The sequence below is a fragment of the Streptomyces sp. SID14478 genome (assembly GCF_010548525.1).
Classification (GTDB): Bacteria; Actinomycetota; Actinomycetes; order Streptomycetales; family Streptomycetaceae; genus Streptomyces.
The window spans coordinates 1-13590 of record NZ_JAAGMG010001221.1; the positions used below are offsets into that span (position 1 = coordinate 1).

General features: G+C 70.5%; 14 protein-coding genes. 8 read left to right on the forward strand and 6 right to left on the reverse strand.

Features of this window, described 5'->3' with window-relative positions; genetic code table 11:
- Positions 1–509 (forward strand): NAD(P)H-binding protein (locus G3I40_RS38995; protein ID WP_164559548.1); only part of this gene is annotated, 509 nt, incomplete at its 5' end.
- A 91-nt stretch (positions 510–600) separates the two neighbouring features.
- Positions 601–870 (forward strand): DUF5133 domain-containing protein, encoded by a 270-nt coding sequence (locus G3I40_RS39000; protein ID WP_164559549.1) that lies wholly within the window; start codon positions 601–603, stop codon positions 868–870.
- Here G3I40_RS39000 and G3I40_RS39005 read toward each other — a convergent pair.
- Positions 859–2607: a coagulation factor 5/8 type domain-containing protein gene (locus G3I40_RS39005; protein WP_343245160.1), complete on the reverse strand. Its 1749-nt coding sequence runs from the start codon at positions 2605–2607 to the stop codon at positions 859–861. The two genes, G3I40_RS39000 and G3I40_RS39005, sit on opposite strands and share 12 nt — an antisense overlap.
- Positions 2608–2842: 235 nt before the next feature.
- A complete protein-coding gene (locus G3I40_RS39010; protein WP_164559551.1) occupies positions 2843–3394 on the reverse strand; it encodes a DUF4232 domain-containing protein in 552 nt (183 codons plus the stop codon).
- 137 nt (positions 3395–3531) lie between these two features.
- Here G3I40_RS39010 and G3I40_RS39015 point away from each other — a divergent pair, with 137 nt between their 5' ends.
- Entirely contained in the window at positions 3532–4170 is a 639-nt protein-coding gene (locus G3I40_RS39015) for a TetR family transcriptional regulator (RefSeq protein ID WP_164559552.1), read from the forward strand.
- Positions 4171–4305: 135 nt separating this feature from the next.
- A complete protein-coding gene (locus G3I40_RS39020) occupies positions 4306–5919 on the forward strand; it encodes an MDR family MFS transporter (RefSeq protein ID WP_164559553.1) in 1614 nt (537 codons plus the stop codon).
- 71 nt (positions 5920–5990) lie between these two features.
- On the opposite strand, the gene G3I40_RS39025 is transcribed toward G3I40_RS39020, so the two are convergent.
- The 3 genes from G3I40_RS39025 to G3I40_RS39035 are packed head-to-tail and all read right to left on the reverse strand — an operon-like array spanning position 5991 to position 8334.
- Complete coding sequence (locus G3I40_RS39025) at positions 5991–6458, reverse strand: pyridoxamine 5'-phosphate oxidase family protein (RefSeq protein WP_164559554.1); 468 nt, start codon at positions 6456–6458, stop codon at positions 5991–5993.
- 23 nt (positions 6459–6481) lie between these two features.
- On the reverse strand, positions 6482–7015 hold the full coding sequence (locus tag G3I40_RS39030; protein WP_164559555.1) for a GNAT family N-acetyltransferase: 534 nt from the start codon (positions 7013–7015) through the stop codon (positions 6482–6484).
- Between the two features lie 26 nt (positions 7016–7041).
- Complete coding sequence (locus G3I40_RS39035) at positions 7042–8334, reverse strand: ROK family transcriptional regulator (protein ID WP_164559556.1); 1293 nt, start codon at positions 8332–8334, stop codon at positions 7042–7044.
- 203 nt (positions 8335–8537) lie between these two features.
- Here G3I40_RS39035 and G3I40_RS39040 point away from each other — a divergent pair, with 203 nt between their 5' ends.
- Genes G3I40_RS39040 through G3I40_RS39055 form a run of 4 tightly spaced genes read left to right on the forward strand, consistent with a single transcriptional unit; the run spans position 8538 to position 13168 of the window.
- Complete coding sequence (locus tag G3I40_RS39040; RefSeq protein ID WP_164559557.1) at positions 8538–9854, forward strand: sugar ABC transporter substrate-binding protein; 1317 nt, start codon at positions 8538–8540, stop codon at positions 9852–9854.
- Between the two features lie 14 nt (positions 9855–9868).
- Positions 9869–10876 carry a sugar ABC transporter permease gene (locus G3I40_RS39045; protein WP_164559558.1) on the forward strand — a complete coding sequence of 336 codons (1008 nt, stop codon included), beginning with the start codon at positions 9869–9871 and terminating at the stop codon, positions 10874–10876.
- Entirely contained in the window at positions 10869–11753 is an 885-nt protein-coding gene (locus tag G3I40_RS39050) for a carbohydrate ABC transporter permease (protein ID WP_164559559.1), read from the forward strand. The genes G3I40_RS39045 and G3I40_RS39050 overlap by 8 nt, the downstream gene beginning before the upstream one ends.
- A gap of 41 nt (positions 11754–11794) precedes the next feature.
- Positions 11795–13168, forward strand: coding sequence for a GH1 family beta-glucosidase (locus tag G3I40_RS39055; RefSeq protein ID WP_164559560.1), 1374 nt, complete (start codon positions 11795–11797; stop codon positions 13166–13168).
- Between the two features lie 98 nt (positions 13169–13266).
- On the opposite strand, the gene G3I40_RS39060 is transcribed toward G3I40_RS39055, so the two are convergent.
- Positions 13267–13533 (reverse strand): metal-sensitive transcriptional regulator, encoded by a 267-nt coding sequence (locus G3I40_RS39060; RefSeq protein ID WP_164559561.1) that lies wholly within the window; start codon positions 13531–13533, stop codon positions 13267–13269.
- Positions 13534–13590: the final 57 nt, after the last annotated feature.

Sequence of the window (13590 nt, forward strand, 5' to 3'; positions counted from 1 at the left end):
GGCTGCGGACCGGCGACGCCGCCGACCCGGCCCGGATCGCGGAACTCGCCGCAGGTCAGGACCTGGTCGTCTCGGCGACCCGGCCGGCACCCGGCCGGGAGCCCGAACTCGCTGCCGTCGCACAGGCGTTGCTCGCGGGACTGCACGCCACCGGCGTACGGCTCCTGCTCGTCGGCGGCGCCGCCGGCCTGGTCGTGCCGGGCACCGGCGGCCGCACCGTCGTCGAGGCCCCCGACTTCCCGTCGTCCCTGCGGCCCATCGCGCTGGCCTGCAACGAACAGCTCGCCGTCTGCCGCGCCACCGGCCATGACGTCGACTGGACCTACCTCGCTCCCGCGGCGCTGCTGGAACCGGGCGAGCGCACCGGCCGCTACCGGCTCGGCACCGACGACCTCCTCGTCGACGCCGACGGTGTCTGCACGCTCTCCATGGAGGACCTCGCCGTCGTACTCCTCGACGAGGCAGAACGCCCCAAGCACCACCGCACGAGGTTCACGGCCGCGTACTGAGCCGCGCGCGGGAGCACCGGCCGTTTGCCGCTCGACCGGCGGGGCAGGCGGGCGAGAAGCCCGCGCCACCCGTGATCAAGGAGCCCCGTCGATGCTGTTGGCCCACCCCGCACTGCTGGCCAGTCTCGTCCGCGAGTACGAGACGCTCAGCATGCTCGACTCCGACGACGGCGGCGCCGAGGCGCGGCGCCGCATGGACGACGTCGCGTACACGCTGTGCGTCGCCACCGGCACCCGCGACGTCGACGCCGCCCTCATCGCGGCCCGGCACCGGCTGCCCGGCGCCCGTGTCCACGACGACTCGCTGATCGGGGCGCCCCGGCCGCAAGGGGCGCCCCGCGCGCAGCCGTCAGGGGTATGACACCACCGTCGACGGCACCGTGGTGTCGCCCGAGGTGGCGGCCCCGATGTCGTTGATGACGTGCTCGTACTGGCCCTTGCCGCCCAGTGACACCACCAGCAGGTCGTGGAACTTCACGCCCGCGTTGTTCGGCGCGGCGAATCCGTGGTCCTGCCGGATCGTCGGGTCCGTGTTGTAGAAGCAGTACGAGCCCAGTCCCCAACCCTCGTGACTGGTCACGGAGTCGGCGACCTTGTACGCGGCGAAGCCCTTCACCGAGCCGTCCTGGACCGCGGCCTGGTTCGGGGCGTCGTACGCCTTCTCGTTCTGGAAGAAGATCGTGCGCCCGCCCTGGCCGTTCCACTGCACGTCGTACTTGTTGAAGTGCTCCACGAACAGGCCGGTGGCCAGCACGTCGTCGCCGTTCACGACGACGCCGTAGTCGGCCCGGTTGGTGTCCCAGCCGACGCCCTCGCCGTGGTCGGCGCGCCACACCCAGGTGTGGTCGACGATGGTGTGCCGGGCGTTGATCACCATGCTGGTGGTGGCCTTGCCGGCGCCCGCGCCGCCGATCCGCACGAACACGTCCTGCACGGTGATGGGATCGCCCGCGTGGTCGGCGGACGCGCCCTGCGGCCCGACCTCCAGCAGGGTGGCGGAGTTCGTCGTGCCCGCGTCGATGAGGAATCCGGCGAGCCGCACCCCGTCGACGTCGGCGACCTTGACGGCGGTGGCCCCGCCGTCAGGGACCAGCGTGGCGTAACCGAGGCCGAGGACGACCGTACCGGCCCGGTTCACCTGGATCGGCGCGTCCAGGTGGTATATGCCGGGCGTCAAAAGGAGATGGAGACCCTGGGTGAGGGCGGCGTTGAGGGTGGCGGCGCTGTCCCCGGGCTTGGCGACGTAGAACTGGGTGAGGGGTACCGACGTGCCGCGCGGGGTGCCGCTGCCCCAGGTCGTACCGCGCGCGTTGGTCCGCTTCTCCGGCAGGAACACCTTGTAGTCGGCGCCGTCGAGGTACAGGAACGGCTTCTCCCGGGAGACCGGCGTGGTGTCGAGCGTCGTGTACGGCGGGTTCGGGAAGGTCTGCCCCGGTGCGCCCTCGACGCCGGAGAACACCATGTTCCAGACGGCGTTGGCCCAGCCGCCGACGGACGAGTCGCGGGTGTACCACTGCTGCTGCGAGTACGGTCCCACGCTGCCGTCGATCCGGCTGTCCGCGATGTAGCCGCCGGAGGCCCAACCGTAGCCGTCGGGCGCCAGGTTGAGGCCGCCGCGCACGTGCATGCGGCGGAACGGAGCGGCCTGCGCGACCGCCCACCGGTTCGTCCCGCTGACCGGCACGAGGGCGAGGTTCTCGGCGCTGCGCCAGAAGTTCTGGGTGGCGTTGCCGTTGAACCAGCCCGCGTCGACCGTGACGTCGCCGTTGATGGTGGTGTCGTCGGGGGACAGGCCGAGGCCCGCGATCGAGGTGTAGAAGCCGAGTTGGGCGTTGAGTCCGCTGTACGCACCGGGCTTGAACAGCAGCGCGTAGCGGCCGGTGCCGAACTGGGCCGACTCCTGCTGCTTGAAGATCTCGTCGAGTTTCGCCTGGATGCCGGGCGTGGAGGGGTCGAAAACGATCACATTGGGCCCGAGGTCTCCGCCGCCGGGGAGGTCCGCGCGCGGCTGGGCCGGCGCCGCGGACGCGACGGTCGAACCGAGCACGGGAAGGGCGGCGGTGACGGCGGCCGCGCCGAGGACACGGCGACGTGACACACGTATGGGGAGGTGGGGCACAGCGGCTCTCCTGGTTCATGAAGTGAACGAGTGTGGGGTGTGGGAGCGCTCTCCTGGCGACGCATGCTTCAGGTGTGTGAATCGAGCGTCAAGAGTTGTGACGGAAGTTCGCGCGATTCATGAGGCCCCACAGCCAACAAAAGCCGCAGAAAGGGTAGTTGGAGTTTCAGGAGGTGACGGAAAGCGAGAGCATCCGACCGGGCGGCGCCTGCGGTCAGGCGGCGATCGTGCCCCGTCCCGTCGTCTCCTCCTGGAGCACCTGGGCGGCGCGCTCCGGCGACGACTGCCACAACGTCGTCACCGGCTCCCACACGCGCACGCCCGTCGGGGAGCCGAGCTTCAGCGCCTGGAACGTACGGCCGTTGTGGTCCGGCACGGCGGCCACGTTCACGGACATCACCGTGCGGGCCTCCTTGTCGGCGTCGTCGGTGGCGGCCACCGACAGGACCGCCGCGTACGCGGTGCTGTGCGGGGCCAGTGTGTGCCCGGCGTGCGGCACCGTCGGCAGCGGCAGCGCCGCCCCGTCGAGCTCTCCGTACGTGACCGTCGGTACCCGGTCGACGAGGCATGCGCGCGTCGAGTCGTTGCGCACGCTCAGCTTCAGCACGTCCGCGCTCTCGTCGGACGGCTCGGCGCGCACCGTGAGGTCCTTCTCGGCGCAGCGCGGCGGGGCCGCCGCAGAGGCGCCGGTCCAGGCGGCCGGGGCGGCGAGGGCGGCCAGGGCGAGCGCGGTGACGGTGGCCGCGGTGACAGGGCGTGCACGCATCGAGAGTCCCCAGATCGTTGCCGTAAACAGCTGCAATACGGACATATGAGGCTAACCCGGATGGCCGCGGCTGTACATGTGGGAAGGGCGGGGGGTGCAGTGACCGCAAGTTTGCACGGTGTGCAAGAATCCACGTCGTGATCACCCCCGACCCCGAGCAGAGCGCCCCCGCCGAGGGGCTGCGCGCGCGCCGGCGCCGTCGTACGAGCGCCGAACTGCACGCGGCGACGCTGCGGCTCGTGCGCGAGCACGGCTTCGCGGGCGTCACGGTGGAGATGATCAGCAACGAGGTGGGGGTCTCGCCCCGTACCTTCTTCAACTACTTCCCCAGCAAGGAAGCCGCCCTGTTCGCGCTGCCCGGCAGCCTGCCGCCCGCCCTCGCGGACCGGTTCGCCGACGGGGCGGGCAAGGACACCGACTCCGTCCTGCGCGACCTCGGCGACGTGCTCGCCGACCACCTCCAGGAAGCGGTCGCCGGTCCCCAGGAACTGGAGGACATGCTGCGCATCGCCGAAGGCGTGCCCTCCGTCCTCGCGGTCTTCCTGACCCAGTGCGAAGCCGTGGAACGCGACCTCGCCGGGACCATCGCCCGGCGCACCGGCACCGCCCCCGACAGTGAGGCCGCCGAACTGCTCGCCGGCATCGCCATGGCGGCCGTGCGCAGCGGACTCAAGCGGTGGTCGCGGACGAGCGACCACCGTGACGGTCCCGCCGTCTGCGTACGCGACTCCTTCACCGCGCTGCGCGCCCTGCTCGGGCAGGGCGCGGTGCAGTAGGCGCCCCCGCGTGACCGGCACCAGGGCCGGTCACCCACGCACTCCCCACACCCCGCAGTACCCGTACGCGGCGACCGCTCTCCCCGCGCCGCACGGCCGTGCCCCGTCCACACCCGTACATCGGAGAACCACGCAATGACGCACGCCCCCGCAGCCGAGGGCATCGACACCGGACCCGAGCCGTCGGCCGAGGAAACCGCCAAGCCGGCCAATTTCGGCCTGATCTTCGCCGCGCTGATGCTGACGATGCTGCTCGGCGCCCTCGACCAGACCATCGTGTCCACCGCTCTGCCGACCATCGTCGGCGAGCTCAACGGCATCGAGCACATGGCGTGGATCACCACCGCGTACATCCTCGCCGCCACCGTCGGCATGCCGGTCTACGGCAAGCTCGGCGACCTGATGGGCCGCAAGAACATCTTCCTGGCCGGCATAGCCCTGTTCCTGGTGGGTTCGGTGGTCTGCGGACTCGCCCAGAACATGGGAACGCTGATCGCGGGCCGCGCCCTCCAGGGCCTCGGCGGCGGTGGCCTCATGATCACCTCGCAGGCGATCATCGCCGACCTGGTGCCGCCGCGTGAGCGCGCCAAGTACATGGCCCCGATGGGCGCCGTCTTCGGTCTGTCGTCCGTCGTCGGGCCGCTGCTCGGCGGCTGGTTCACCGACGCGCACTCCTGGCGCTGGGCGTTCTGGGTCAACCTGCCGCTGGGTGTCCTCGCCTTCTTCGTCGCCGCCGTAGCGATCAAGCTGCCGCGCAAGGCGGTCAGGGTCACCCTCGACTACCTCGGCACGGCCCTGATGGCCGCGGCCGTGACCTGCACCGTCCTGTTCGCCAGCTGGGGCGGCACGCAGTACGCCTGGTCGGACCCGCTGGTCATCGGTCTGGGCATCGGCGCCGTGGCCGCGTGGATCCTGTTCTTCGCCGTGGAGAAGCGGGCCGCGGAGCCCGTCATTCCGCTGCACCTCTTCCGCAGCCCGATCTTCAACGTCGCCACGCTGCTCGGCATGATCGTCATCGGCCTCGGCATGTTCGCGATCGTCGGCTACATGCCCACCTACCTGCAGATGGTGTACGGCAAGTCGGCCACCGAGTCCGGACTGCTCCTGATCCCCATGGTCGTCGGCATCATGGGCACCGCCCTGCCGTCCGGCGCGATCATGTCCAAGACCGGCAAGTACAAGATCTATCCGATCGCCGGCACCGCCCTCATCATGCTTGTCGCGTACCTGATGTCGACCCTCGACGTCTCGGACCCGGTCTGGCTCGTCTGCGTCTACGTCGGACTGGCGGGCGCCGGTGTCGGCCTGATGATGCAGACGCTCGTCCTCGCCGTGCAGAACGACTTCCCGGGCAGCGAGGTCGGCACCGCCACCTCCGCGAACAACTTCTTCCGGGAGATCGGCGCGACGCTCGGCACCGCCGTCGTCGGCGCCGTGTTCGCCAGCCGCCTCACCGACAAGCTGGCGTCGAGCATCCCCGCCGAGGCCGCGGCCAAGGTCGGCGACAGCGACTCGCTGACCCCGGCGCTCGTGCGCGCCCTCCCCGCCGACCTGCGCGAGACGGTCGTCGCCTCCTACCAGGAAGCGCTCGTCCCGATCTTCCTGTACCTGCTGCCCGTCTTCGCGGTCGGCCTGGTCCTCGCCTTCGTCCTGAAGGAGAAGCCGCTCGCCGACAGCGCGGACTGGCACGCCGAGAACGCGACGCCCGGCGGCGTCGTTCCGGCCGAGGAGCCCGCCCCGGTCGCCTGACCCGGCGGTCACCCCTGCGTGTGCCCCTCACTGCCCGGCGCGGTGAGGGGCACACGCACGTCAGTCCCGTCTCAGTCCTCGACGAGCCACGTGCCGTCGCGCATCAGGTCCCGCCCCGCCAGCTCGTTCGCCTCGCGCCAGGCCTGGATCCGCAGCGGACGAATCCGGAAGTACGGGTACGGCCCGTCGGCCGCGCGCGGGTCGAACCCGGACCGCTGCGCGAAGAGGTCGCCGAACGCGGTGGTCACCTCGGCCTCGGGCACCACCTCGGCCTCGCCCTCGATCCGCACGACGTCCCGGGTGGGCCCGAAGGTGAGCTGTACCTGCCCGGTCGCCACGAGGTTGCGTGCGACGGGATTCGTCGCGCGCGTCGACACGTACACCAGCCCGTCCTGCCACAGGAAGGACAGCGGCATCAGGTACGGCGCCCCGCCCTGCGCGCCCGCGGTCGCGACCCACACGTCGACGTCCCGCTCCAGCCGGGCGAGCGTGTCCTGCTTGCGCTGCTTCGCGGAGCGGGCGGGAGCGGAATCGGCCATGACGGTCTCCTCGGGTGACGTGGTCATCGGGACGTGCGGTGCGCAGGTGGCGCGGCATAACACCGTACGTCGACCAACTGGCCGCCACCCCAGTCCTGTTGCCCGGCGCCCAGGAACTCCCAGCCCGCGCGCTCGTACAGGCGCACCGCGGCGGTGTCCGTGGTCACGACGTCGAGCACGGCGCGGGCCCCGCGCCGCCGGGCCTCGCCGGCCGCCCGCTCCAGCAGCAGCGCACCACAGCGCAGCCCGCGCGCCGCCGGCCCGACGAACAGCCGCCCGACGACCAGCGCCCGTGCGCCCGGAGCCAGCAGCCCCGGCGCGACGTCCCCGGACGAGACCCGGGCGAGCGCCACATGCCCGACCACCTGCCCGCCCCGCTCGGCCACCCAGGCACCTTCGACTGCGCTTTCGGAAAGCCAACTGGCGGGATCAACAGGCCAGTTGGTGGGATACCGGTCCGCCAGGTGCACCTGGCGCAGCACGGCGACGCAGGCGGGCAGGTCGCCGGCCGTGCGGTCCCTGAGGAGCGGACCGGCGTCGTCGATCGGGGAGTTCATGGCGCCATCGAAACATGCGCACCGCCCTATCCCTTGCGCGCCACCAATGCCCGCCGCCATCCCGCGAGTTCCTGCACCCGGGCGCGCTCGGCGCGGCGCCCGCCCCGGGCGAAGAAGCCCGCGAGGGGCAGCGTGGCGGCGCCGACGGTGACCGCGTCCGGGCCGAGGCGGCCCAGGGCGACGTCGACGCGGCCCAGTGGGTAGTCGAGGGCGTACGTGCCGAGGTGGCGGCGCACCGACTCCAGGAAGCGCGGGCCGAGGCGCAGTCCCGCCCAGCCGCCGATGAGGATGCGCTCCGGCTGGAAGAGGTTGATCAGGTCGGACAGGCCCGCGCCGAGATACTCGGCGGTCTCCTCCAGGACGGACAGGGCGAGGGCCCGTTCGGTGTCGGAGCCGCCGTCGCCGTACCCCGCCTCCAACAGCTCGGCCAGTGCCGCCTCTTCGCCGGTCTCGCCGCGCGGTGCCCCGCCCGCCTCCCGCCACCGTTCGACGAGCGCCTGCGCACCCGCGTACGCCTCCAGGCAGCCGAGCGCTCCGCACCGACAGCGCCGCCCCCGCACGCGGACCGTCAGATGGCCCCATTCGACGGCCCGTCCCTCGGCGCCGTCCTCGGTGACCACGCACGCCCCGACGCCGGAGCCGAACAGCACCACGACCGCGCTGCCCGCCCCGCGCCCGGCGCCGAACCACATCTCCGCCTGGCCGAGCGTCTTGGCGCCGTTGTCGATGAAGTACGGGATACCGTCGGGGAGTTGGCAGCGTTCGCGCAACAGTTGCTCCAGCGGCACGGCCGGCCAGCCGATGGTCTGGCCGTGCACCACGGCTCCGCGCTCGTGATCCCGCGCGACGATGCCGGGCACGCCGACGCCGACCCCGAGCAGCCGGTCGGGGTCCGCGCCCGCCGCCGCGAGCACGTCGGCGATCCCGTCGCGTATGTGGCTCACGACCAGGTCGACGTCGTAGCGGTCGCGTACTGCCAACGGCCGCTCCACGCGGGCGAGTTCGGTCAGGACGAGGTCGAACAGCTCGACGCGGACGAGGTTCTCCCCGACGTCCACCCCGATCAGCAGGCCGCAGTCCGGCGCGATCCGCAGCAGGGTGCGCGGCCGCCCGCCGTCGGACTCGACGCTGCCCGCCTCCTCCACCAGGCCCTCGGCGGCGAGCTCCGCCACGACATTGCTGACGGAACCTGAACTCAAGCCGGTCGCCGGGGCCAGCTCGTACCGGCTCAACGGTCCATCGAAATACAACTGTTGCAATAGGGCCGCGCGATTCTCGCGCCGCAGGTCGTGCACCGTACGCCCGTTCCGCCCGGCCATGTTCTCCCTCTCCCTGCGTCGACAAGACGCCAACAACCGCCGCCCTGCGCAAGATACCCGTGTCCGATCCCTTGACGCCCTCTTCTTGTGCGGCTTAACTCACAGCCTAAATTAAGCCCTGAGGGCGTTCACTACTTGAACTCGTGCAGGAGAACGGCAGTGAACGCAGGCGGGGTTCCTCCGGATAAGGGACACCTGGAGCCATGAGCAGAATCCGAGCCGCAGCCGTCGGCGCTGCCACCCTCTCGCTCGCCCTCGCCGCGACCGCATGCGGCGGTGGCTCGTCCTCGGGGAGCGGGTCCAACGACTCCCCGAAGACCCTCACGTACTGGGCCTCGAACCAGGGCGCCAGCATCGCGGTCGACAAGAAGGTCCTTCAGCCCGAACTCGACAAGTTCGCGAAGCAGACCGGGATCAAGGTCAAGCTCGAGGTCATCCCGTGGACGGACCTGCTCAACCGGATCCTGACGGCGACCACGTCGGGCCAGGGCCCCGACATCCTGAACCTCGGCAACTCCTGGAGCGCCTCGCTCCAGGCCAGCGGCGCGCTGCTGCCGTGGGACGCGAAGAACTTCGCGAAGATCGGCGGCAAGGACCGGTTCGTCGAGTCGGCGCTCGCCTCGACCGGCACGACGGGCAAGGACCCGTCCGCGGTGCCGCTGTACTCGATGTCGTACGCGCTCTACTACAACAAGAAGATGTTCAAGGAAGCGGGGATAGCGAAGCCGCCCACGACCTGGGACGAGGTGGTCGCCGACGGGAAGAAGATCTCCAAGGGCGGCAAGTGGGGCCTGGGCGCCGAGGGTTCGAACCTGTCCAACAACATCCACCAGATCTTCGTCATGGCCAAGCAGCGCGGCACCGACTGGTTCACCGCGGACGGCAAGCCGAACTTCACCGACGACGGCGCCGTCGCGGCCGTCAAGCAGTACGTCGACCTGATGGCCAAGGACAAGATCATCGCGCCCGGCAATGCCGAGTACGCGCAGAACCAGTCCCTGAGCGACTTCTCGAAGAACAAGACGGCCATGATCCTGTGGCAGGCCGCCGCGACCACCTTCGAGTCGCAGGGCATGAAGCCGGACGACTACGGCGTGGTGCCCGCGCCCGTGATGTCCGGTGCCCCGGGCCAGGGGACCAGCGTCAACTCCATGGTCGCCGGCATCAACATCGCCGTCTTCAAGAACACCAAGAACCTCGACGGCGCCGCGAAGTTCGTGAAGTTCATGACCAGCGACGACGAGCAGCAGATCCTCAACAAGGCGTACGGGACGATCCCGTCGGTCAAGGCCGCGCAGGACGACCCGGCGTTCAACGCGCAGGCCACCAGCGTCCTCAAGGAGACCCTCGCCAAGAGCGCGGCCCCGCTGCCGCAGGTCGCCGACGAGTCGCAGTTCGAGACCGCGGTCGGCACGGCGGTCAAGGAACTCTTCGCGGACGCCGCCGCAGGCAAGGCGGTCACCACGGAGACCGTGAAGGCCGCGCTGGACAAGGCGCAGCAGTCGATGCCCAACAAGTGAGTGCGGAGACCGACATGACCACGACCGCCACCAACCCCGCCGAGGCGGGGGAGGGGCGGGCCGTCGGCAAACAGTCCCCCGGGGCGGCGCGCGGCAAGGGCCGCCGCCCCGGGCGGATCCGCCGCATCGGCCTCCCGTACCTGCTGTTGCTGCCCGCCCTGGTCCTCGAACTGCTCGTCCATCTGATCCCGATGGTCATGGGCATCGTGATGAGCTTTCGCGAGCTCACCCAGTTCTACATCCGGGACTGGGGCTCGGCCCCGTGGAACGGCTTCGACAACTTCAAGATCGCCGTCGACTTCGACGCACCCGTCGGCCAGGCCCTGCTCCACTCCTTCCTCGTCACCTGCCTGTTCACGATCCTGTCGGTCGGCCTGTGCTGGGCGATCGGCACGGCCGCCGCCGTCTTCATGCAGGAGACGTTCAAGGGCCGCGGCATCCTGCGCGCCCTGTTCCTGATCCCGTACGCGCTGCCCGTCTACGCCGCCGTGATCACCTGGGTGTTCATGTTCCAGCACGACAACGGCCTGGTGAACCACGTGCTGCACGACCAGCTCGGCGTCACCGACAAGCCCTCGTTCTGGCTCATCGGAGACAACAGCTTCTACGCGCTGCTCACCGTGTCGGTGTGGAAGGGCTGGCCGTTCGCCTTCCTGATCGTGATGGCCGGCCTGCAGAACATCCCCAAGGAGATGTACGAGGCCGCCGCCCTGGACGGTGCGGGCCTGTGGCAGCAACTGCGCCGCATCACGCTGCCGTCGCTGCGCCCCGTCAACCAGGTACTGGTGCTCGTCCTGTTCCTGTGGACGTTCAACGACTTCAACACGCCGTACGTGATGTTCGGCAAGGCGGCACCCAAGGCGGCGGACATCATCTCCGTCCACATCTACCAGTCGTCGTTCGTCACCTGGAACTTCGGCACGGGCTCCGCGATGTCCGTGCTGCTCCTGCTGTTCCTGCTCGTCGTGACGGGCCTCTACCTGGCGCTCACCTCGCGGGGAAGGAAGACCGCCGATGTCTGACACCAGGGTCGCGACCCCGCTGCGGCGCAAGTCGCCGACGGCGGCGCCCCAGTCGTTCCTGTGGAGCCGCCGGATCTTCCTCACCCTGCTGACCGGCTTCGTGCTGCTGCCCGTGTTCGTCATGGTGTCCAGCTCGCTCAAGCCGCTCCAGGACGTCCAGGGCAAGTTCCGCTGGATCCCCAGCGGTCTGACGATCCGGCCGTACATCGACATCTGGTCGACCGTCCCGCTGGCCAAGTACTTCATGAACTCGGTGATCGTGGCGGGCACGGCGACCGTCTGCTCGGTGATCATCGCCGTTTTCGCCGCCTACGCGGTCAGCCGCTACCGCTTCCGCGGCAAGCGCGTCTTCACGGTGACGGTCCTGTCGACGCAGATGCTGCCCGGCATCCTCTTCCTGCTGCCGCTGTTCCTCATCTACGTCAACATCGGCAACGCCACCGGGATCGCCCTGTTCGGCTCGCGCGCCGGACTGATCCTCACGTACATGACCTTCACCCTGCCGTTCTCGATCTGGATGCTCATCGGGTACTTCGAGTCGGTGCCGCGCGACCTCGACGAGGCGGCCCTCGTCGACGGTTGCGGTCCGCTCGGCGCCCTGTTCCGGATCATCGTGCCGGCCGCGATCCCCGGCATCGTCGCGGTCGCCGTCTACTCGTTCATGACCGCCTGGGGCGAAGTGCTCTTCGCCTCCGTCATGACGAACGACACGACCCGCACGCTCTCCGTCGGCCTCGGCGCCTACGCCAACCTCAACGACGTGTACTGGAACCAGATCATGGCCGCCTCCCTGGTGGTCAGCGTGCCCGTCGTCGCCGGCTTCCTGCTGCTGCAGCGCTATCTCGTCACCGGGCTGACCGCCGGCGCGGTCAAGTGAGCGACTCCCCGCCCGGTACGCCCTTTTGTGAAAGGAACCCCGTGTCCGACCTCCAGGCCCCCCTCGACCTCGCCGCCTTCCCGCACGACTTCCTGTGGGGCACGGCCACCGCCGCGTACCAGATCGAAGGAGCCGTCGCCGAGGACGGCCGCTCGCCCTCGATCTGGGACACGTTCTCGCACACCCCCGGCAAGGTCGAGAACGACGACAATGGCGACGTCGCCTGCGACCACTACCACCGGTGGCGCGAGGACATCGCCCTGATGAAGCAACTGGGCACGAACGCCTACCGGTTGTCCGTCGCCTGGCCGCGCGTCGTGCCCGGCGGCGACGGTCCGGTCAACGCCAAGGGCCTCGACTTCTACGACCAGGTGATCGACGCGCTGCTCGCCGAGGGCATCACCCCGTCGATCACCCTCTACCACTGGGACCTGCCGCAGGTGCTGCAGGACCGGGGCGGCTGGCCGGTGCGCGAGACGGCGGAGCACTTCGCCGCGTACGCCGCCGTCGTCGCGGAGCGGCTCGGTGACCGCGTCAAGAACTGGACGCCGCTCAACGAGCCCCTGTGCTCGGCGTGGATCGGACACCTCGAAGGACGGATGGCTCCCGGCTGGACCGATCTGACCGCCGCCGTGCAGGCCTCGTACCACCTGCTGCTCGGCCACGGCATGGCCACCCAGGCGATCCGCGCCGCGGTGCCCGACGCCGAGGTCGGCATCGTCAACAACCTCGCCCAGGTCGAGCCGGCCACCGACCGCCCGGAGGACGTCGCCGCGGCCCGCCGGATGGACGGCCACGCCAACCGCTGGTGGCTCGACCCGGTGCACGGCCGCGGCTTCCCGGCCGACATGGTCGAGGTGTACGGCGTCGAACTCCCCGAGAAGGCAGGGGACTTGGCGACCATCGCCGAGCCGCTGGACTGGCTGGGCCTCAACTACTACTTCCCGTCCGCGATCGCCGACCACCCGGCGGGCCCGGCCCCCTACGCGCAGGCCGTGCGCCGCCTCGGCGTCCCACGCACCGGCATGGACTGGGAGGTCGACGCGAACGGCATCGAGGCGCTGCTGCTGCGCCTCACCCACGAGTACGGCGCCCGCAAGCTGTACATCACGGAGAACGGCTCCGCCTACCCGGACGTCGTGCGCCCCGACGGCACCGTCGACGACCCCGAGCGCCAGGACTACCTCGTGAACCACATCGCGGCCTGCGCCCGCGCGGTCCGCAAGGGCGCCCCGCTCGCCGGGTACTTCGCGTGGTCCCTGCTCGACAACTTCGAGTGGGCGTACGGCTACGACAAGCGGTTCGGCCTCGTCCACGTCGACTACGCCACGCAGGTGCGCACCATCAAGGGCAGCGGTCACCGGTACGCGGACCTCGTGCGCCGGCACGGGGCACGCGTCCGGCGCGCCGCCTGAGGGCGCCGTCTCGGCGGGGTCGTCCGGAAGCGGCCCCGCCGAGACGGCCCTGTCACGCCGGCGACAGGAACAGCGTCACGCCGGCCACAGGAACAGCGTCACGCCAGCGACAGGAACAGCTTCTCCAGTTCGTCCTCGCTGAGCGGGGGCTGCTCGCCGTCCGCGGCGGTCATGCAGTCCCGCATGCCGGAGGCGATGATCTTGAATCCGGCGCGGTCCAACGCCCGGGAGACCGCGGCCAGTTGCGTGACCACGTCCTTGCAGTCGCGGCCCGCCTCGATCATCGCGATGACACCGGCGAGCTGCCCCTGCGCGCGGCGCAGCCGCTTGAGGACGGCGTCCGACGCCGCCGGGTTCCCGCTCATCCGCGCAGGGCCGCGCGGGCCGCGTCCAGCGCGCCCGTCGCGGGCCGGTTGAAGGGC

What these genes read in the sequence shown, in the direction of transcription:
- G3I40_RS39045 (WP_164559558.1), top strand. Translation starts at nt 9,869, where the DNA reads ATGACCACGACCGCCACCAACCCCGCCGAGGCGGGGGAGGGGCGGGCC.
- G3I40_RS39040 (WP_164559557.1), top strand. Translation starts at nt 8,538, where the DNA reads ATGAGCAGAATCCGAGCCGCAGCCGTCGGCGCTGCCACCCTCTCGCTC.
- G3I40_RS39010 (WP_164559551.1), bottom strand. Translation starts at nt 3,394, where the DNA reads ATGCGTGCACGCCCTGTCACCGCGGCCACCGTCACCGCGCTCGCCCTG.
- G3I40_RS39020 (WP_164559553.1), top strand. Translation starts at nt 4,306, where the DNA reads ATGACGCACGCCCCCGCAGCCGAGGGCATCGACACCGGACCCGAGCCG.
- G3I40_RS39025 (WP_164559554.1), bottom strand. Translation starts at nt 6,458, where the DNA reads ATGGCCGATTCCGCTCCCGCCCGCTCCGCGAAGCAGCGCAAGCAGGAC.
- G3I40_RS39000 (WP_164559549.1), top strand. Translation starts at nt 601, where the DNA reads ATGCTGTTGGCCCACCCCGCACTGCTGGCCAGTCTCGTCCGCGAGTAC.
- G3I40_RS39030 (WP_164559555.1), bottom strand. Translation starts at nt 7,015, where the DNA reads ATGAACTCCCCGATCGACGACGCCGGTCCGCTCCTCAGGGACCGCACG.
- G3I40_RS39035 (WP_164559556.1), bottom strand. Translation starts at nt 8,334, where the DNA reads ATGGCCGGGCGGAACGGGCGTACGGTGCACGACCTGCGGCGCGAGAAT.
- G3I40_RS39050 (WP_164559559.1), top strand. Translation starts at nt 10,869, where the DNA reads ATGTCTGACACCAGGGTCGCGACCCCGCTGCGGCGCAAGTCGCCGACG.
- G3I40_RS39060 (WP_164559561.1), bottom strand. Translation starts at nt 13,533, where the DNA reads ATGAGCGGGAACCCGGCGGCGTCGGACGCCGTCCTCAAGCGGCTGCGC.